This window comes from Robertmurraya dakarensis, assembly GCF_900156875.1.
Taxonomy (GTDB): domain Bacteria; phylum Bacillota; class Bacilli; order Bacillales; family Cytobacillaceae; genus Robertmurraya; species Robertmurraya dakarensis.
Map to the genome: position 1 here is coordinate 3,366,383 of NZ_LT707409.1, position 19,221 is coordinate 3,385,603.

Consider the following 19,221-nt stretch of genomic DNA (forward strand, 5'->3'; position numbering starts at 1 on the left):
TTACCGAATTCCATTCACAAGTCCCATCATTTGATCAGCAATACTGATCGATCTTGATTGGAATTGATAAGCACGCTGCGTCTGAATGAGATCTGTCATTTCCTTAGACATATCAACATTAGACTGTTCCAATGCTCCTTGTTGAATGGCGATTTCACCGCGAAGCGGACCACCTAAATCGGTGAAGATATCATCAAGCGCGACGCCAAGTTCATTCAAGTTATCCGGAAGTCCATACAGATTATTGCCATTAGCTGTTAAAAACTGAGGTTTATTCACCTGCACGACTCCGATATCAAAGATTTGGTCCGTTCCTGCTGCCATTCTTACTGAAAGCCGGCCATGGTTATCTATACTATAATCTAAAGGCTCCCCATTTATGTAGATGGGATTGTCATTTTCATCTAGTATACTATGTCCATCAGATGTAACAAGGGCGATTTCATCATCACTAAGCGGCGATAAATACATCGCACCGTTTCTCGTGTACTGAATGCTGCTATTTCCCGCTTCATCCTGTACCAACACCTTATAGAGCTGACCAACACTAGCAAAAGCAGTGTCAAGGGGGCGGTCTGTCGCTTTAATGCCGCCTTGTTTCATATCCAGCTGGGTTTGAGCAATCCTTGCCCCAGTTCCCACACGAATGCCATTTGGTGTTAGACGATTTACTTCCTCATCCGCATTTCTTTGATTGTTAAATTGCTGATGAATGAGATCACTGAAGGTGGCATCTCTCCGTTTATAACCGTTCGTATCGATGTTCGCCATATTATTCGAAATGATATCCATCTGTTTTTGCAGCTGTGTTAAGGTATTCGTTGCTGTCAGCATCGTGCGATTCATCGTTTATCCCCCTTTTTAGCCAATCCTTCCGACCTCGTTCGCCGCCTTTTCCATACTCTTGTCATAAGCCTGCAGTACTTTTTGATTTGCCTCAAAGGCACGATAAGCGGTTAACATATCCGTCATCGTCCGGCTTGTGTCGACGTTTGATCTTTCTAGAAATCCTTGCTGAAGGCTAAACTGTACTCCCTCTTGGTTATGAGCATTAGCCAGCGGATTTCCATTTTCCGTGGAGTAAAGGCCATCGCCTTCCTTTATCAGTCCATGAGGGTTAGCTGCAAAGCCTATCCCTAACTGCGCAGTTTCACCGTTTGCCCCTTGGAGGACTCCATTTTCTAACACCTGAAACTGGTCGCTGGAAAGCTGGATTGGATTCCCCGCTGTATCAAGGACAAAGTATCCACTCGCGGTCGTTAAAAAACCTTGGCCATCTAGCGTAAAATCTCCATTTCTACTATAACGCATTTCTCCTGCTTGGTTTTGCACTGTAAAAAATACGGATCCCCTTAATCCCGTTTCTGGATTAACAGGCATTTCTTGATCAATTAGCGCGAGATCTGTACGCTGCTCTGTATCCTGCAGTGCACCCTGCGTAAAATTCGGGATCGCTTCCTGCACGTAAACACCCGTATTAATAGGTCCTACCGTTTGATTAAAAGGGAGCTTTAAGCCATTCTGTGTTGGTACTTTCTCTTGATCGATCCGATGAAGCAGGATCTCCGGAAAAGCCCTGAGTGCCGACTGATCTGCTTTAAATCCTGGTGTATTGGCATTTGCCATATTATTTGTTAACATCTCTGTTCTTCTTTGCTGCGACAGCATTCCTGACGCAACCGTATAAAAGCCTCTAAACATGGTATCACCCTTTTAATGAAGCGTTAGGACATTAAGTTTTAATGCCATTCCCTTCTATTATAAAAAAAAATCACTAAATAAACATTATATTTTTGCAGATTCTTGAAGATTTTTGCAGAATCATGACAAAAAGAGTGAGAGATTCGCTTCAAATAACCGTTTAGATTAGAAGATTTTTAGATCATGCTCATCTGAAATCCGCTCCTCAAGGCCCGTTTCCTGCTGTATTATCGGAAATCGGGTCATAAGGATTCAGCTAATGGACCATTTTCAGCTTGAAATGTCATATATGGTCAATGAGGATCGGCTCAGTGACCACTTCTTGCTTTTTAAGCCTAAAACGGTCAATGAGAATCCGCTCAGTGACCACTTCTCACTTTTTCAACCCCAAAACGGCCATGAGCACCTGCTCATCGACCATTTCTTGTTTAGGAAGCCATAAACCGGCCTTGAGCGCCCGCTCACAATCCACGCAGGAAACAGTTTTCTACGGGTCCTTTACGACTCACCCACTCCAAAAAAACAACAGACACCCTCCACTAAAAAAGGGTGTCTGTTCCTTGCTTATCCAAATCGTCTGCTTGAGATTTTATCGATATTATCGAGCATGATGCCTGTGCCGACTGCGACACAGTCCATTGGGTTTTCCGCGATTAAAACAGGAACCTTAAGCTCTTCTGCAAGGAGCATGTCAAATCCATGAAGCAGCGCTCCTCCTCCTGTTAAAATAACGCCGCGGTCAATAATGTCTGCTGATAATTCTGGAGGTGTGCGCTCTAATACACCTTTGGCAGCTTGTACAATCACCGCAGCCGATTCACGCAAAGCCTCTTCGATTTCTTCTGAACGAACCGAAATGGTTCTTGGTAAACCAGATACCATATCCCGGCCGCGAATTTCCATTTCCTCTTGGCGGGATCCTTGGAATACCGTACCAATTTGAATTTTAATATTTTCGGCCGTCCGTTCACCAATCAACAGCTTGTACTGACGCTTTATATAATGAAGAATTTCGTTATCAAATTTATCTCCAGCCATTTTAATAGAGGAAGAGGTAACGATATCACCCATTGATAGTACTGCAATATCCGTTGTTCCTCCTCCAATATCTACTACCATGTTTCCACTTGGCTGGAAAATATCCATGCCTGCACCAATGGCAGCCACCTTTGGTTCTTCTTCCAAATACACTTTCTTCCCGCCGCTTTTCTCAGCTGCTTCTTTAATGGCTTTCTGCTCGACGCTCGTAATGTTTGTCGGGCAGCAAATTAAGATGCGCGGCTTAGACAGGAACCCTTTTACATTCAGCTTGTTAATAAAATGCTTAAGCATCGCTTCGGTTACATCGAAGTCGGCAATGACCCCATCTTTTAACGGACGAATCGCCACGATATTTCCTGGCGTACGTCCGACCATGCGTCTAGCTTCTTCACCAACTGCCAGAACTTTATTATTATTTTTATCAATTGCCACCACAGATGGCTCGTTTAAAACGATTCCTCTACCTTTTACGTGTATGAGTACGTTTGCCGTCCCTAAATCAATTCCAATATCCCTTGCAAACATTCTTTTCATTTCCTCCTTGAACAAAAGTTCTCACTCTTATGCGGGTGCGCACCATCTCGTCTACGTGGTAGCAACGATTCATTCATGTATGTGGTTGATTTATTATTCGCAACTAATCACTACTATTGAAAAAGCCATGTGCGCTTTTTACAAATTCAGCTCTATCCCTAATTGAGTATTTTACCATATTTATAAAAAATAAAGTAATCATTTGTCAAAAATGCCGAGAAATTTGCTGAAATTTGTCAAAAGGAATGAAAAAAGCGGGATTTGGGTTGATTAAATCGGCTCTCCTTCTAATTCTTCTTCTTTCTTATATTTCATTTTTGTCGCTTCGCCCCCTCGCAGGTGACGGATTGATTTATGGTAATCTAAAATTTCTTTTACCTCATTTGCAAGATCTGGGTTGATTTCAGGAAGCCTCTCTGTCAAATCTTTATGGACTGTACTTTTGGATACGCCAAACTCCTTCGCAATTACGCGAACTGTTTTTTTCGTCTCCACGATATACTTTCCAATCTTGATAGTTCTCTCTTTGATGTAATCGTGCACACCACTCGCCCTCCCTAAATTGGATGTGAGAAGTGTGAAATGAGACTCGCTCCGGCTTCATCTAACTACTATTATCGCACTGTGTTAAAGTACGTCAGAAAGCGTTTACTTTCTGAATTTACAAGGAATAATCCATATCTTGGGCTAAGTATATGTTCTCGTCCTCAAACGATCCCTCACCTCAAACACTCTCTTTGTAAGGTTTATAACAGTGTATTAGCTTGGATATGAGAATATGCACGAAAAACCTAATAAGGACAAGGGGATTTGTTATTTTTTGAAAATTTAACCAATTTATAGACTTAAAATTTATTTACCTTCATGTTCGAATACATGATTAAGCCATGCTGGTACCGTTTATAAAAACAATGAACGGGCGCTATTGTCTGTTGCATTGATAAGCTCACCCCATGTATCATACCCTCTGTTTTTAAACTGCCAGAGGAGTTCAACAAATAAATAGGCCGTCGTCAACGCGTCCCCTACCGCACTATGACGATCATACATCCTCGTACCAAAGATACGGGCGTACTTCTCCAGATCACGCATATCATAGGAGGGCGCAATGTAGCCTATTAAATCGAGGGTATCAATGGTGAACCAATCCTTTAATTGAACTTTTTCCCGCTTTAACTCACTTTTGATTGCAAGCGAATCAAAGCTTACATAATGACCAACAAGACAGACGGTATTCCAAGACTGAACATAATCGATAAAGCTCAGAATTGCCTCATGTGCAGGCGGCGCATCTCTTACTTTTTCGCCGGTAATCGACGTAAGCTCTGTTATTTCCCGAGAAATTTGTCGCTTCGGGTTCACAAATGTCTGAAAAATCCCCTCCTCCAGCACCTCAAAGCCCATCACCTGAACAGCACCGATTTCAATTAACCGGTCTGTTGTCCCCACTTGAAATCCCGTTGTCTCTGTATCAAAAACCGTATATCGGAGCTCAGCCAACGGGGTTGAAAGTGGGATTGTATTATACTGCAAGCCGCAGGATATCTTCTTTCTTTGAAAAAACATACCTTCACCCCATATTGAAGCTTTTCCTTGCTTTCACGCTTAACCGCTGCATTAAATATCTACGACTGTCTCAAATAGAAAAATTTGACCATGTATTGTTTTGCAATTCCCGCAGTACTTTCAAACTCCAGATTAACGCTTCCTTTTCTTTCGTCGAAAGCTGGAGAAAATGAATGTTCGCTGTAAGCTCCTCGCCTTTTCTTGCCTGCTTGCGGCGGTGCTTGATATATAATGAAAGAAGCTGCTCCACAGCATCCTTTACATCCTGTACAAACGACGGGCTGAACACACCTTTATCCAGCAAAGCATCGATTTTCTCAAGTGGTGTGCCTGTTGGTATTCCGTGTAATAAAGCTAAGATTTGCAAACTATGATGATATGGAAACAGCGCTTCTTTTTTCAAATCCATGCTTTTTCTTTCAAGCTTAAACAGCGACCGAATCGGCTGATCAAGATCTGGTATTGGATGCTCCCGCTCCAATTGGGCAAGCCTGTATAAAAATATCTTGGACCCATGCAGCAGTTCTTCTACCATCTTCTCGAACCGCATATGCAGATCTTCGCTTCCAATCAAAAAACGATAGGAAAAAAAGTTCTGTGCCAGCAGTAAATTCGTATTGGTAGAATGCAGCATCCATGTACGCAGACGATTTTGCCAGTCGACCAAATTTCCCCGCCAGTTCGCTTCACTGCACATCATGAGCCCCTTACAGCGCTCATAACCTGCCTTTTCCAAATAGTTGGTAATTTCCCCGCCCAACAGACGGAAGTAATCATGATCATTGGAATCATAAACAAGAAAGTGATCCTGATCGGTCAGCATGAACTGCTCACCTCTGCCGCTTGAACCCATGACATAGAATGAAAATGGCCCTCTTTCAGCATAACCTTCTTCCTTTAACTCCCTCACCGCGAGCTCAACTGCGCGAATCACAAGTCTGTCCAGCAGCTTTGTTGTCATTTCAAGTGTTTTAAAAATCGGGATCTTCTCGCGCAGGAACAGGTCGATTAAGCTATAAACCGCCTCCTTTACCTCAGAAAGCTCGGATACATCCGCATGCTGAATCTTTTTGATCGTTGTCATCACACTTTCATTCTTTTTTCTAAGCAGATCGGACAACGTCACCATCCCCATGACTTTCCCGTCCTCCACAACTGGCAGATGCTTAATTTCTTCTGAAAAAATAAGTGAAATGGCATCATAATAGTATGCACTTGGCGAAATGACAATTGGATTTTTCGTCATGATCTCCTTTGCCGGGAGATGATGAGGAAGACCCTTGGCGACAACGCGTCCGACCATATCTTTTTCGGTAATGATCCCGCATAGTTTTTCATTCTCAATAACAAGGACAGAACTAGTCCGTTCTTCGGCCATTGTTTTTGCCGCTTCCTGAACGGATGATTTCGGAGTGATCGAAACGACTCTTTCTGCCATCACATCCTGGACGCGGGTCATAAACGCCTTCTCTTCACCAAATTCATGTGCCAGCTTCACCTGTTCAGCTAATGATCCGTATACATCCTTTAAGCGAGCCGACACCTGTGTTAATAAATAATTACGAACAGCTGGATCATCGAGACGCTTAGTGATGACATCAAAGGGAATGAACAAGGCTTCAACCTCTTTACCCGCCTTCACCTCGAAGCTTACTTCCGCCTTCACAGTATTCATGGCCCCAAGACAATCAGCTAGACCTGAGAATCCGATCAGTTCTCCCTTTTGCACCACTTCCAGTACTTCATTGCCTTCGTTAATCAACACCTCCGCCATTCCATCAAGGACTAAAATTAGGCCGATGCGCGGATCCTGTCCATGAAGGAGGATAGAGTTTTTTTCATAAATTCGAAAATCACATCTTTCCATAAGAGAAAGGGCTGTGACAGAGTCCAGCCCTTGAAAAAAGGGGTGGAACTGCACAGCCTCAAGCAATTCTTTATTTGATGGTTTCTGTTTCGCCATCGTGCATCCATACCTCGCCATCTTTATAGGTCATCTGCTCTGGATAACGCAGGTCAATGACTTCATCTTGAAGCTTTTGTGATGGTGCTGCTGTTGATAATGACACAATCACATTTGCTAAGAAGCCTGCGAACGCCCCGAAGACGCCAGCACCCGTATCAATAATACCTAAAATCGTAAAGCCGCCGTACTTGGCCGCAAAAATATAGGATAGTGTAACCGCTAAACCAACTAGCAGTCCCGTGATTACTCCCTTTGCATTCGAACGCTTCCACCAAACGCCAAGCACAAGTGCCGGGAAGAAAGTACCGGATGCGATCGCAAATGCCCATGCCACGATCTGGGTAATAACCCCTGGTGGGTTTAAAGCAATTAAGCCGGCAAATAGAGTAGCTATTACGATCGACCAGCGGCCGACCTTTAAACGCTGCTTATCACTGGCGTTCGGTCTCATTAAGCGGTAGTAAATATCATGTGCAAATGCAGATGATATTGAAATCATTAAACCGCCTGCTGTTGACAATGCGGCAGCCATAGCACCGGCCGCAACAAGCCCAATGACAAACACGCCAAGGTTAGCAATTTCCGGTGTCGCCATTACGACGATATCATTGGAAATAACAAGCTCAGACCATTGAAGAACGCCATCACCGTTTCCATCAGCGACTTGCAGCTTTCCTGTATCAACCCATGATTTCGTCCATGCAGGCAGCTGGCTAATTTGGCTGCCGGCAATTTGCGTTAAGAGAATGAAGCGTGAAAACGCCGCATAAGCCGGGGCCGAAAGGTATAACAGCCCGATGAAAAGCAATGCCCAGGCGCCTGACCAACGTGCCGCTTTCATGGTCGAAACGGTATAGAAACGAACGATGACATGCGGCAGCCCAGCCGTACCCGCCATTAAAGTAAACATTAATGCAATAAACTGCCATTTCGTCCCATTTGTAAATGGAGCAAAGTATTCGGAGATTCCTAGATCCCGATCAATCTCACCCATTTTTCCGACAATGTCACCGTAGGAAATCCATGGAATAGGGTTCCCTGTAATTTGCAGCGACATAAAAATAACAGGAATTAAATAAGCAATGATTAAAACTAGATATTGTGCAACCTGTGTCCACGTGATCCCTTTCATCCCGCCCATTGCGGAGTAGAAAGCGATCAGGACTACCCCAATCATTGTTCCAAGCTTTGCATCAATTTCAAACAAGCGTCCGATGACCACTCCTGATCCTGATAACTGGCCAATCGAATAGGTAAAGCTGATAATAATTGTACAAATTGCGGCAATCACGCGCGCTGTATGACTGTCATAGCGATCGCCAATGAACTCCGGAACGGTATAGCGTCCGTATTTCCGTAATTGCGGGGCAAGTAAGAACGTAAGGAATAAGTATCCACCTGTCCAGCCCATAATATAAGCTAATCCATCATAGCCAAGAAGCATAATCGTTCCTGCCATCCCAATAAAGGAAGCAGCACTCATCCAGTCAGCCCCGATTGCCATCCCGTTAAAAATCGGCGGTACCCCGCGGCTTGCCACGTAAAAGTCCGAAGTGGCCTTCGCCGTATTAAAAATCGCGATTCCAATATATAAAGCAAATGTAGCTAAAATAATTAATAATGAGACCAAGAATTGTACATCCATAGCCATCCCCCCTGATACATATCTACTCTAAATTTTTCTTTCAACGGTACCAGGTACCCTCCGTGGACAGTGTCCACGAGTGGTACCTGGTACCTTAGTGGTCAAGCGCTCTGCCTGAGCTGATTTGTTCGTTTTTGCTTTCGTCGATGCCGTATTTTTTATCAAGGTTGTCACCAAGTTTTGCGTTCACAAACAAGAGAATGATAAATGTTATTACTGCACCTTGAGCCCCCATATAGTAATGGAAAGGGAATCCCAAAAACGTCATATGACTTAGTGGCTCCGCAAACAAGACCACACCGTATGAAACGATGAACCAAACAATAAAATAAATAATAATATTGCGGTTCTTTTCACGGAAATAACGATCAGCTACTTCCTTTTCAATTTTCTTCATAAATCCACCCCACCTTTTGTAAAAATTTTCCTAATACATTGCAGCAGCATTTTTTTAACTGTCCCTCTTTGTACTCCTCCTTCAACCAATTTTCTCTATGATCACTGCAGCACCGGAATAAAGCGCTTACAATTTGACCGCTACGAGTTCAAGCTAAAAATGAACTTAACCGTTTCGATAAATGGCAACGGAACAAGTATGATCTGAAAGATAAAATACACGAAGATGGAAATGAATGGGATCGTTAAAAAGATGGCCTTTTTCATTCGCAAAGCAAGAATCAAACACACGGCAGTTACAATCAGAAACAAATAAAGAATCATATTGGGCCTCCTCTTAAACTATATTTATATATTTATGAATATTGAGAAAATTCATATTAATATTATCCACAGAAAGCGATCAGAAATCAAGGGAAATTCAAAAAAACTTTCTTAAAAAAATTGTCTAATTTTGCTTAGAAAAAACGAAAAGAGAACAGCACTCCAGCTGTTCCCTTTCCAGTACATTTATTTCTCCTCAAACATCTCGAGAATTCGAAGCCAATTTGTCCTTGAGATTGCGGCAGCGCCTGCTTTATCTTTCTTTTCAAACGCTTTCAGTATTTCTTCATGTTCATCAACCGACTTTTCTGTAACGATAATCGAATCATGAAAGAACAGACGGAACACATGGGCCTGCAGCATCGAAACGCTGTTTGTAATATATTGATTCTGAGCATTTTCTACAATGATATTATGAAACTGCTCATCTAACTTTATCGCAGAAATGGAATCACCCTTAGCAATCGCTTCTGCAAATCTTCTATTAATGTCACGCAATGAATCAATGACCTCTTGAGTCATTAGCGGCGTTGCGAGTTCCGAAGCTAATGCCTGCAATACGCCAAGCGGCGGTAAGATTTTCTTTACATCTTCTTTTTTTACTGGCGTCACTTGTGTGCCAACCCCTGGGAACATCTCGACAAAGCCTTGGACATTTAATAGTTGAAGTGCTTCCCTAATAGGCGTCCGGCTTACACCCAATGCTTGGGCAAGATCCGCATCATTTAACTTTTCGTTCGGCTGCAGAGTTCCATCAATGATCCACGTTTGAATTTGTGTAAAAGCTCTTTTTTTCGCAGTCATACGAACGGGTATTGAAAAATCTGTAGGTATCGGCATACTGTATCCACCTTTTTTGTTCAGAGTTTCCTTTATATAAAAGTTTTATTTACATTTTCTAGTATATATGATTATGAAAGATTATCAACTATGTTCTTAATATAGTATTAAATTTAACCAATGTTGTAATTTTTCAGAAATATATTGCATTTAATATTATTCTATGATATCTTTCATACATACAAAAAATATTCATATTCTTTCGAAGATGGGTTGCTTAAGCATCCTGGCTTTAGTAGAATTGCTTTTGTTGTTTAAAACGTGGGGTTTTAGACACATGCTATTAAAGTCATAAATAGTCGAAAAAATAGAAGGACATATAGGAGGATATAAAGATGAACGATAAAAAAATGTCCCTTTCATTTATAGTAGCTCTAGGTTTTATGTTATTCGCCCTATTTTTTGGAGCAGGAAATTTAATTTTCCCTCCAATGCTTGGTCAATCGGCAGGCTCTAATATTTGGGCAGCTAACGCAGGTTTTATTGTTACAGGCGTAGGACTTCCATTACTAGGGGTTTTAGCTCTTGGTTTCTCTGGTAAAGGGGACTTGCAATCACTTGCTAGCCGTGTACATCCAATATACGGTGTAATTTTCACAGTAGCTTTATATTTATCGATTGGACCATTATTCGCGATTCCTCGAACTGCGACTGTATCATACGAAATCGGGATTCGTCCATTCGTCCCTGAAGGAAGCGGGATGATCGCTTTATTAGCTTTCTCGGCTGTATTCTTTGCCATTACGATTATTTTTTCATTAAAGTCTTCAAAAATTGTTGATATCGTTGGGAAAGTCTTAACACCAGCACTACTAGTATTTATCGGAATTTTAATTGTTACAGCTCTATTTAACCCTATTGGCGAGCTGCAGGCTCCTGCTGAAACTTATGTTAACGATGCTTTCTTTAAAGGGTTCCAAGAAGGATACCTGACAATGGACGCTTTAGCAGCATTCGTATTTGGTATCATCATCATTAACTTCATTAAAGAAAGAGGCGCAACAACGAAGAAGCAAATCATGGTTGGTACAGCGAAAGCAGCCATCCTTGCAGCTTTCCTTCTTGCAATCATCTATGCATCCCTTGGCTATATCGGTGCAAAGAGTGTTGAAGGAATCGGTTCATTAGAAAATGGCGGTGCGATTCTAGCAGCTGTTTCAAACCATTACTTCGGATCATTTGGTGCTGTTCTATTAAGCTTAATCGTATTCGGGGCTTGTTTAACAACTAGTATCGGACTTGTTACATCTTGTGCATCATATTTTAACAAGTTAATGCCAAAGATTTCTTACAATGCATTTGTGTATATTGTATCGATCTTCAGTTTAGTATTTGCTAACTTTGGTTTAACACAATTAATCTCAATCTCTGTACCAGTTTTAGTTGCCATTTATCCTTTAGCTATCTGCTTAATGTTCTTAACGTTCTTACATCCTCTATTTAAAGGAAGAAAAGAAGTTTATCAATTAAGCATTTTGTTTACAGGAGTTGTCGCTATATTTGACGGCTTGAATGCTGCAGGAATCAGTTTTACCACAGTGAACGATCTATTTACAAGCATCCTGCCATTATATACAGTGGGCTTAGGATGGATTGTTCCAGCCATCGTCGGTGCAGTACTTGGATATGTTTTTAGTATCGTGAAGAAAGGCAGTGAAGAAGCTGCTGCCATCGAGAAGGTTTCATAATCGCATTATAAAGGTCAACTCCGGTTGGCCTTTTTTCTTTGACAAAAAGAAAAAACCCGCGCCAGAGTGCGGGTTGTACATTTTATAGATAAATATTATGCATCAGAAGAGTCAGTTTTCTCTTCACTTTCTTTTTCATCTGCATTTTCATCTTCATCTACGCTTTTTTCTTCATCTTTGCTTTCATCATTGGATGTACTGTCATCCTCTGATTTGCCTTCGTCTTCTGCAGGCTCTTCACCTGTTGTTGCATCCTCTTCTTCGGATCCTTCAGAGCTTTCAGCTTTACCGCTGTCATCTACTTCTTGACCTTCCGCTACATCCTTTTCTTGAAGAGCACTTAGCGGTTTGTTGAAGAAGTCAATTGGGTTCACTGCTACATTATCTTTACGGATTTCAAAGTGTAAATGTGTACCAGCTTCCTCGTTATAAAGACTCTTTCCAGCCATTGCAAGAGTTTGTCCTTGTTCTACTTGGTCTCCAACTTTTACATCAATATCTGTAACAGATTGATATTGTGTTACAATACCTTTATCATGCTCAATTTCGATTACGTTGCCAAGCAATGAATCTTCTTGGACATTTGTTACTGTACCGCTTAGGGCAGCCACTACTTCAAACGCTTCTCCGTTTTCCATGGTAATATCGATACCTGTATTCGGATGGTACGTGTTGTTGTAGAATACTAGTGCAGCTTCCTGTTCTTCTTTCGAGCTTTCAAAATCATAGAATTGTTTTTGAATCTTTACAGAATCAGGATCAACCACTGGCATTGCAAAGTTTTCCATTGAACGGTTAACTTCGACAGCCGGCTCATTAAATTCTTTACCCGTAATATCGGTAGCTTCGTAATCGATTTGCTCATCTGTTGCTTCGTTGCTGTTTTGGAACCAAAGAACCGCGGTTAGAATGATTGCAGCACTTGCAATATAAATCGCCGGGAATGCCCAACGCTTTTTAAAGAAGCGCTTAATACTTGAATCTTGAGAAGTTTGTTTCTTTTCTTCCTCTCTCATTTATCATCACCTCAGCTATCATTCTGAACAGATAATGATAAATATATACATTTTTGAAAAAACTTTTTTTGTCTTATTTTTCGACAAACATATTCTAATTATGCATCGTGAGGTGAATTTTTTTGAAAAACTTTTTAAAGTGGTTTTTTAGGCTGCTTCCGCTGCTTTATATGGGATTGATCTGGACCTTGTCCAGCATGCCTGCAGACGCGGTTGTAGAGCTTCCTGATTCAAAAATAGATGCATATGTGAAGGAGTCACTGCATCTAATCGAATTCGCGATTCTGTATTTGCTTTTTGTCATGGCGGCGTTTACGACAGGAACATTTTCTGAAAAGCTCAGCATCACCTTTGCGGTCATCTCCTGCCTGTACGGGGCTCTTGATGAGATCCACCAATCCTTTGTCCCATATCGATCTGCAACCTGGATTGACCTCGTTAAAGACGTTACCGGCGTATTGGCGGCCTACTACTTTGTCAGAAGAGGGTATCGCCGAAATGCGTTTGACACAATTCTTAACTATTTCCATCCTGAAATGGGTGTCTCAAAAGTTGATTAGCTTTTGGGACACCCTTTTTGGCGTTTCGCGAATAAAATGTGCTGAACGAGAATAAAGCTCTATTTTTCGCGAATATATGCTCCTGAACGAGAATAAATGCTGTGCGAAAGCGAATATCTACCCTTTAAACGCGAATAACAACTTACTTTTTAGCTGTTATTTTTGCTAAAAGATTCGTAGAAGAGCTGATTTCTGTTCCTTTGTAGTAATGCTGGACAATTTGGTCATATGTTTTGCCTTCAACTGCCATGCCGTTTGCTCCATATTGGCTCATCCCAACTCCGTGTCCATAGCCTTTTGTATTTATAACAATGTTTTTCCCTTTTCGCTGCCAAGTAAAATCAGTCGACTTTAAGTCAAGCTTTTCACGAATTTCCTTTCCTGTAAACACTTTTCCATTTATATCAACTTTACCCACACGATTTCCCGCTGTTCTTTCAACAATTTTTCCAACTGAACTTGCATCCGCCAGCTTCACACCCAATTTGGATTCAAATTCCGATACCGGCACCACCTTTTGTCCGCTGAATTTCGGACTGTTCACATCCCATGGACTTTCCACCGCTTTTAAATAAGGAAGCGAGTTAGGCCAAATTTCATCTGAACTCTCCGTGTATCCATTGCTCGTTGAAAAAAAGGTCGCATCAATCGGTGACCCATTATACGTTAGAATCTGCCCGTTTGTTTCTTGGACAGCTTTTCGTACTTTTTCAATTTTCCAGCTATACTCACCTTTCCACTGTTCCCTTAATTCTTCATCACTTTTATAAACCTGGTGAGTAACGGTGTCTGTTACATCAGCACCATCAGGAACCCCCAATTTTTCTTCATTCATGAGCTGCTGAATAATATACGTTCTGGCAGTAAGAGCTTGTGCCTTTAATGCTTCCATTTCGAAGTCTGCCGGCATTTCCGACGCGACTACGCCTACCACATATTCCTCAAGCGGCAATGTTTGCAGCTGCTGCTGCTGTGTTCGGTAGACAGCCACTTCTACAGCAGGTTCCATAGGGTCTACCACTTCAATGCTGGAACCTTTCTCTTGGAGCTCCTCCGCCAGCTTTCCGCCTGTTTTATCCATAAAAGGGACGACCAGCATCGTAGGAATCATGAGCGTGACTACAAATAAGACTGCGGCTAATAGAACGATTGGTTTCATTTTCATGTTAGAGGCCTCCATATGTAAAATTGTACAGGTTCGTTAAGACACAACTGTCATGTCTTCATTCATACATATGGCATTGGACGAGCTATTATGACAATTTGAAGTCTCATTTTTTAAAGTAATTCTGGGTTCTTCGGCGGCCTCTTTTTAACTTCCAGCCCTGTTGACAGCCTCATAAAACCCTTTTTTAAAAAACTATGTATAACATCCACCGTCTTAAACCACACTATCTTATGTTGATTTCTTTTACTATCATCCAAACGGTCAGATTTTCTAACACAAAATAAAAACCGCAAAATGGCTTCCCATTCTACGGTTCGTCTTTAGGTGTTGGCACCTACTATTATGCATTCATGTCTGATACATAGTTTTGCTGAAAAGAGGCATTTTGTTCTTCTTCCTCTTTCACGCGTTCAACATCGGCATCAAGACCGGCTAACTTTTCGTGGAAGTTCACATAACCGCGATCAAGATGCTTTAATTCTGTTACCCTTGTGACACCGTCAGCTACGAGTCCTGTTAAAATCAGGGCTGCCGCTGCACGTAAGTCGGTAGCAGAAACTTCAGCTCCTTGAAGATTCGAAGGACCATTTAGAATGACCGAACGACCTTCAATTTTCACATCAGCATTCATTCTGCGGAATTCTTCCACATGCATGAAACGATTTTCGAATACCGTTTCTGTTATCATGCTAGTGCCCTTTGCACGAAGCAGCAGGGCCATCATTTGGGACTGCATATCGGTCGGGAAGCCAGGGTGTGGCATTGTTTTAATATCAACGGCCTTTAATTTCTCAGGTCCAATGACACGCAAGCCATCCTCTTCCTCTTCAAAAATAACACCCATTTCTTCCATCTTCGCGATGAGAGAAGTTAAATGCTCTGGTACCGCTCCTTTTACAAGAACGTTTCCGCCTGTAATCGCAGCTGCTACCATGAACGTACCTGCCTCAATGCGGTCAGGAATAATATTATGCTCTGCGCCGAATAGAACATCTACACCTTCAATTCGAATTGTACCTGTTCCGGCACCTCTTACCTTTGCACCCATCTTATTTAAAAAGTTCGCTAAGTCGACTATTTCAGGTTCTTTTGCTGCATTCTCGATGATTGTTGTACCTAGAGCAAGCGAGGCAGCCATCATAATATTTTCAGTTGCACCTACGCTTGGGAAATCCAAGTATATTTTGGCACCGTGTAATCGGTCTTTCACTTCTGCTTCGATAAAGCCATTACCGACCTTGACGACAGCGCCCATTGCTTCAAATCCTTTTAAATGTTGATCAATCGGTCTTGATCCAATTGCACATCCGCCAGGCAATGCTACGCGAGCACGGCCATTACGAGCAAGTAATGATCCCATTACAAGCACGGAAGCACGCATTTTACGTACATATTCAAAAGGTGCTTCTACTTTTAACTCTCTTGATGCATCGACAGTGACTTCATTATCTTTAAACACCACATCGGCATTTAAATAGCGTAATACTTCATTGATGGTGTATACATCGGAGAGAGTTGGCACATCACGAATTACGCTTTTTCCATCACTAGCTAATAATGATGCGGCAATAACCGGCAAAACTGCATTCTTTGCTCCTTCTACTTTTACAGAACCGCTTAGCCTTCTACCGCCGCGGACGATGATTTTTTCCAAGTGTATTCCCCTCCGCGTCCATTTTCTCTATATTAATATTCAATCGTAATGATTGGTGTGCCAACTACGAGGGTAGTCTTTGCGCCCAATCCTTGAGTTCTAATTCCAAGTTGTAAGTTCATGTCTTTATCTTTCGTTTTAATATGATCTGCAAAAAGCGGAGAATATGCCGATGTCGATATAAAATCCGTTTCAGTTAACGACTCAACTTCCTTCGCATGAAATGAGTCCAGAAGTTCGTCCATATAATCAGATATAGTCACAGACGATATCATCTTATCATTCAACTGACCCTTTATACAAGAAAAAATTGTGGCATTTTCTCGAAATATGTCGGAAAGCGTTTTATTTAATTCTTGTTTTAAAAATTGCTCAGTTTCTTGGTTAACCTTCTTACCTTGGACCTCATAAATGATATACGTTTGTGGTGTGCTTTTTGTGAGGGTAGATAGTACATGAATGTTTTCTTGGAATTCTCCAGAAGTTACCTTCGTTGCCGTTGCTTCCCACTTATCGGTACTACTCTTTATTGTCCACTCCCAAGCAGGATATTTACTTCTGAGGTTTTCCACATGCTCTTGGACTTCATTCAGCGTGTTGAATTGCAGCCCTTTTTCTCTTGCATGTAGAGACCATTCATTGATATCTATATTCTCACTTTTCATAACTGACACTAGCGTGAGAAGATCAAGTTCTTCTTGAGCCATAGTATGTCTATTCCCGTTAATACTAATAAAGAAACCAACTATTCCAATTATAAAAAAAACAAGTAATATTTTCTGTTTCAACTTAAATCTCCTCCCCTTAATAACATTGTTACCAAGGAGAGCGTAAGCATACTCAAGATCTATCGTCACTTTTTGACAATTGAAATAGTATGAGCTCTATGTACTTGTTCAATATCGCACACACCTTAAAATTTTACTGAAAATAGTTAAAAAGAGAAAAGGTACGAAGGCCTATCTTTTCAGATAACTTTCGTGTTAATTTTAAATACTTTTATCGAGGTATTTTACAATAAACGGAAAACCCGGTGCTTATTGGAATATTAATGGAAGCTGCTGCGACCAAAGTAGATAATCAAGGAAAAAATTGCTTACAATAGATCCAATCGCGATCGACAATAATATAAACAGTACCCGTGCTTGGACAACGTGACTTCCGCGGATAAACTTATCATAGTTTAGTGCTTGAAGTGCCCACCAGGATATGCCGATAAAGACTAGGTGAGAAAAAATACTTATGATTGCTTGATAACCAAAACCAGAAACCATCCCAGATTCCTCCTTTTCTTTCATTTAGAGCAAGTGGGCAAGAAATCATATTATAATAGAACCTATTTCATCATACCCGATTTTGCACAAAAATATGTTGAAAAAGCCTCTTTCATTAGAAAAACACGACTAACGGCCAATACTGCGGCGGAAATCAGTGTGATTCTTCGACTTTAGCCCTTAAAGTATCCCACTATAAAAAGAAGGGGCTTTTGACCCCTTCTTCCTATAAACCTCTATATAATCCCCTTTGTGCTTTCACCAAGATCCCCCAATCTTGATAAAAACATTAACCGTAAATCTCCCAAATTGTTCCTTCTTATTGTAACAGATCAACAAAACCATTGAAATTGGTATGCAGAAAATCAAATCCGATGTTTGGCAGGATACCGAACAGAATCGTTGCCGCAACTGAAATGATAATCGCAATGACAAGTCCAATTGGAATATTTATTTTTTCCATACTAGCAGCAGGTCTAAAGAACATTTGCGTCAAGATGCCAAAATAGTAGAAATAAGAGACAACCGTTGTCGCAATCATCACAGCAGCAAGCACATAATGAGCAGGCTCTGTGATCAATGCTCCCATAAAGATATTAAGCTTCCCGATAAACCCAGCTGTTCCTGGAATGCCTGCCAGGGATAAGATAAAGACTGCCATGGAGACTGCAAGGATCGGTGATCTTTTGTATAAACCGGCAAACTCGCCAATATCTTCGCGGTCACTGCTTCCTGTCATAATTTGAATGACAGCAAATGCCCCAACGTTCATGAAGAGATAAGCTCCTAAGTAGAACCATAGCGCATCAAACATGAACGCAGAAAGCGCCGTAACGGCCACTAACAGGTAACCGGCATGCGCGATGCTGGAATAAGCGAATAGGCGCTTAATATTCCGCTGTCTAAGGGCTACAACGTTACCGATAATCATGGTAGCTCCTGCTAAGAATGCGATGTAATCCTGCAGGCTGACTAAGAGCGGTGTCATCGCAGACAGCCCTGATGTTCCAGCAGGTGTGCTCAAGTAAACGACAATAATGATTCGCACCAGTAACGCAAATCCGGCCGTTTTTGACACCACGCTTAGGAAAGCGGTAACGGGTGTCGCAGCACCTTGATACACATCTGGTGCCCACATATGGAATGGTGCTGTCGCCAATTTAAAGGACAGACCAATAAAAATCATGAAAAAAGATAACGCTAAAATATAAAGATACTGTGAATTCGCCAACTGAGCTAATGTTGGTCCCATTTCCATCAGATTAGTTGTTCCCGTGATTCCGTAGACATAACTCATCCCGAAAAGCGTAATCGCTGTGGAAATTCCGCCATTCACTACATATTTCATTGCAGATTCATTTGAAGGCAAATGCTTTTTGCGAATCCCTGCTAAAATCCAAGAAGAGATGGTTAAAAGCTCCAAGCCAACAAATAAAGTAATCAAGTCACCGCTCGATGACATCATCATGGCCCCAAGCAAGCCTGTCAGGAATAGATAGTAAAATTCCCCTTTGTATTCCTGCATCCCTTCTTTCGGCTCATAGCTGATCGCAATCAGCATCACCAGCGCTGAGCCAATTAAAAGAAGAATTTTAAATGCTTTAGCAAATGAATCAAGTCTAAACGTTTCATATAGTATGGATGTTGCTTCGAGCCCTGCTAAATTGAACAGAGAAGCAAGGGCAGCCAAAATTCCTGCTAGTCCGATCCATCCTAGTATTCTTCGATTAAAATGCTTTGGCGCGAAAAGGTCAACAATGGAAAGAATCGTTGCCACACCAAGGATGATGAATTCTGGTGCCATAACTCCCCAGTCATATGATAATAATGTCTCTAGATCCATCCCTC

General features: G+C 41.5%; 18 protein-coding genes. 2 read left to right on the top strand and 16 right to left on the bottom strand.

Going from position 1 to position 19,221, the window contains the following annotated elements; translation table 11 throughout:
• The 10 genes from CZ487_RS24790 to CZ487_RS24835 form a co-directional block, all read right to left on the bottom strand.
• The gene (locus CZ487_RS24790; protein ID WP_077215029.1) at positions 1–846 is read right to left on the bottom strand and encodes a flagellar hook-basal body protein; all 846 of its coding nucleotides are present in this window, start codon (positions 844–846) and stop codon (positions 1–3) included.
• Between the two features lie 15 nt (positions 847–861).
• Positions 862–1,701: a flagellar hook-basal body protein gene (locus CZ487_RS24795; RefSeq protein WP_077215030.1), complete on the bottom strand. Its 840-nt coding sequence runs from the start codon at positions 1,699–1,701 to the stop codon at positions 862–864.
• 564 nt (positions 1,702–2,265) lie between these two features.
• Complete coding sequence (gene mreB, locus CZ487_RS24800) at positions 2,266–3,267, bottom strand: rod shape-determining protein (protein WP_077215031.1); 1,002 nt, start codon at positions 3,265–3,267, stop codon at positions 2,266–2,268.
• 279 nt (positions 3,268–3,546) lie between these two features.
• Positions 3,547–3,819 carry a sporulation transcriptional regulator SpoIIID gene (spoIIID, locus tag CZ487_RS24805; RefSeq protein WP_077215032.1) on the bottom strand — a complete coding sequence of 91 codons (273 nt, stop codon included), beginning with the start codon at positions 3,817–3,819 and terminating at the stop codon, positions 3,547–3,549.
• Between the two features lie 357 nt (positions 3,820–4,176).
• Positions 4,177–4,842, bottom strand: coding sequence for a 3'-5' exonuclease (locus CZ487_RS24810; RefSeq protein ID WP_077215033.1), 666 nt, complete (start codon positions 4,840–4,842; stop codon positions 4,177–4,179).
• Positions 4,843–4,912: 70 nt separating this feature from the next.
• Positions 4,913–6,805 carry a DUF294 nucleotidyltransferase-like domain-containing protein gene (locus tag CZ487_RS24815; RefSeq protein WP_077215034.1) on the bottom strand — a complete coding sequence of 631 codons (1,893 nt, stop codon included), beginning with the start codon at positions 6,803–6,805 and terminating at the stop codon, positions 4,913–4,915.
• The gene (locus CZ487_RS24820; RefSeq protein ID WP_077215035.1) at positions 6,780–8,453 is read right to left on the bottom strand and encodes a sodium:solute symporter family protein; all 1,674 of its coding nucleotides are present in this window, start codon (positions 8,451–8,453) and stop codon (positions 6,780–6,782) included. The genes CZ487_RS24815 and CZ487_RS24820 overlap by 26 nt, the downstream gene beginning before the upstream one ends.
• A gap of 94 nt (positions 8,454–8,547) precedes the next feature.
• Positions 8,548–8,850, bottom strand: a complete 303-nt coding sequence (locus tag CZ487_RS24825; RefSeq protein ID WP_077215036.1) for a DUF4212 domain-containing protein — start codon at positions 8,848–8,850, stop codon at positions 8,548–8,550.
• A gap of 140 nt (positions 8,851–8,990) precedes the next feature.
• Positions 8,991–9,173, bottom strand: a complete 183-nt coding sequence (locus CZ487_RS24830; RefSeq protein WP_077215037.1) for a hypothetical protein — start codon at positions 9,171–9,173, stop codon at positions 8,991–8,993.
• A gap of 186 nt (positions 9,174–9,359) precedes the next feature.
• Entirely contained in the window at positions 9,360–10,013 is a 654-nt protein-coding gene (locus tag CZ487_RS24835) for a GntR family transcriptional regulator (RefSeq protein WP_077215038.1), read from the bottom strand.
• Between the two features lie 335 nt (positions 10,014–10,348).
• Between CZ487_RS24835 and brnQ the strand changes: the two genes are divergently transcribed.
• Positions 10,349–11,701, top strand: coding sequence for a branched-chain amino acid transport system II carrier protein (gene brnQ, locus CZ487_RS24840; RefSeq protein WP_077215039.1), 1,353 nt, complete (start codon positions 10,349–10,351; stop codon positions 11,699–11,701).
• A gap of 95 nt (positions 11,702–11,796) precedes the next feature.
• Here the strand turns inward: brnQ and CZ487_RS24845 are convergent, their stop codons facing one another.
• The gene (locus tag CZ487_RS24845; protein ID WP_077215040.1) at positions 11,797–12,717 is read right to left on the bottom strand and encodes a stage II sporulation protein SpoIIQ; all 921 of its coding nucleotides are present in this window, start codon (positions 12,715–12,717) and stop codon (positions 11,797–11,799) included.
• 122 nt (positions 12,718–12,839) lie between these two features.
• Between CZ487_RS24845 and CZ487_RS24850 the strand changes: the two genes are divergently transcribed.
• Entirely contained in the window at positions 12,840–13,277 is a 438-nt protein-coding gene (locus CZ487_RS24850) for a VanZ family protein (protein ID WP_077215041.1), read from the top strand.
• A gap of 142 nt (positions 13,278–13,419) precedes the next feature.
• Here the strand turns inward: CZ487_RS24850 and spoIID are convergent, their stop codons facing one another.
• The 5 genes from spoIID to nuoN form a co-directional block, all read right to left on the bottom strand.
• On the bottom strand, positions 13,420–14,442 hold the full coding sequence (gene spoIID / locus CZ487_RS24855) for a stage II sporulation protein D (protein WP_077215042.1): 1,023 nt from the start codon (positions 14,440–14,442) through the stop codon (positions 13,420–13,422).
• Between the two features lie 343 nt (positions 14,443–14,785).
• Positions 14,786–16,099: a UDP-N-acetylglucosamine 1-carboxyvinyltransferase gene (gene murA, locus CZ487_RS24860; RefSeq protein ID WP_077215043.1), complete on the bottom strand. Its 1,314-nt coding sequence runs from the start codon at positions 16,097–16,099 to the stop codon at positions 14,786–14,788.
• 32 nt (positions 16,100–16,131) lie between these two features.
• Positions 16,132–16,887: a YwmB family TATA-box binding protein gene (locus CZ487_RS24865; RefSeq protein WP_077215044.1), complete on the bottom strand. Its 756-nt coding sequence runs from the start codon at positions 16,885–16,887 to the stop codon at positions 16,132–16,134.
• A 249-nt stretch (positions 16,888–17,136) separates the two neighbouring features.
• On the bottom strand, positions 17,137–17,373 hold the full coding sequence (locus CZ487_RS24870) for a DUF1146 family protein (RefSeq protein WP_077215045.1): 237 nt from the start codon (positions 17,371–17,373) through the stop codon (positions 17,137–17,139).
• 319 nt (positions 17,374–17,692) lie between these two features.
• A complete protein-coding gene (nuoN, locus tag CZ487_RS24875; RefSeq protein WP_077215046.1) occupies positions 17,693–19,216 on the bottom strand; it encodes an NADH-quinone oxidoreductase subunit NuoN in 1,524 nt (507 codons plus the stop codon).
• Positions 19,217–19,221 lie beyond the last annotated feature (5 nt).

What these genes read in the sequence shown, in the direction of transcription:
- CZ487_RS24790 (WP_077215029.1), bottom strand. Translation starts at nt 846, where the DNA reads ATGAATCGCACGATGCTGACAGCAACGAATACCTTAACACAGCTGCAA.
- CZ487_RS24795 (WP_077215030.1), bottom strand. Translation starts at nt 1,701, where the DNA reads ATGTTTAGAGGCTTTTATACGGTTGCGTCAGGAATGCTGTCGCAGCAA.
- mreB (WP_077215031.1), bottom strand. Translation starts at nt 3,267, where the DNA reads ATGTTTGCAAGGGATATTGGAATTGATTTAGGGACGGCAAACGTACTC.
- CZ487_RS24810 (WP_077215033.1), bottom strand. Translation starts at nt 4,842, where the DNA reads ATGTTTTTTCAAAGAAAGAAGATATCCTGCGGCTTGCAGTATAATACA.
- CZ487_RS24815 (WP_077215034.1), bottom strand. Translation starts at nt 6,805, where the DNA reads ATGGCGAAACAGAAACCATCAAATAAAGAATTGCTTGAGGCTGTGCAG.
- CZ487_RS24820 (WP_077215035.1), bottom strand. Translation starts at nt 8,453, where the DNA reads ATGGATGTACAATTCTTGGTCTCATTATTAATTATTTTAGCTACATTT.
- CZ487_RS24825 (WP_077215036.1), bottom strand. Translation starts at nt 8,850, where the DNA reads ATGAAGAAAATTGAAAAGGAAGTAGCTGATCGTTATTTCCGTGAAAAG.
- CZ487_RS24830 (WP_077215037.1), bottom strand. Translation starts at nt 9,173, where the DNA reads ATGATTCTTTATTTGTTTCTGATTGTAACTGCCGTGTGTTTGATTCTT.
- CZ487_RS24835 (WP_077215038.1), bottom strand. Translation starts at nt 10,013, where the DNA reads ATGCCGATACCTACAGATTTTTCAATACCCGTTCGTATGACTGCGAAA.
- brnQ (WP_077215039.1), top strand. Translation starts at nt 10,349, where the DNA reads ATGAACGATAAAAAAATGTCCCTTTCATTTATAGTAGCTCTAGGTTTT.
- CZ487_RS24845 (WP_077215040.1), bottom strand. Translation starts at nt 12,717, where the DNA reads ATGAGAGAGGAAGAAAAGAAACAAACTTCTCAAGATTCAAGTATTAAG.
- spoIID (WP_077215042.1), bottom strand. Translation starts at nt 14,442, where the DNA reads ATGAAAATGAAACCAATCGTTCTATTAGCCGCAGTCTTATTTGTAGTC.
- CZ487_RS24870 (WP_077215045.1), bottom strand. Translation starts at nt 17,373, where the DNA reads ATGGTTTCTGGTTTTGGTTATCAAGCAATCATAAGTATTTTTTCTCAC.
- nuoN (WP_077215046.1), bottom strand. Translation starts at nt 19,216, where the DNA reads ATGGATCTAGAGACATTATTATCATATGACTGGGGAGTTATGGCACCA.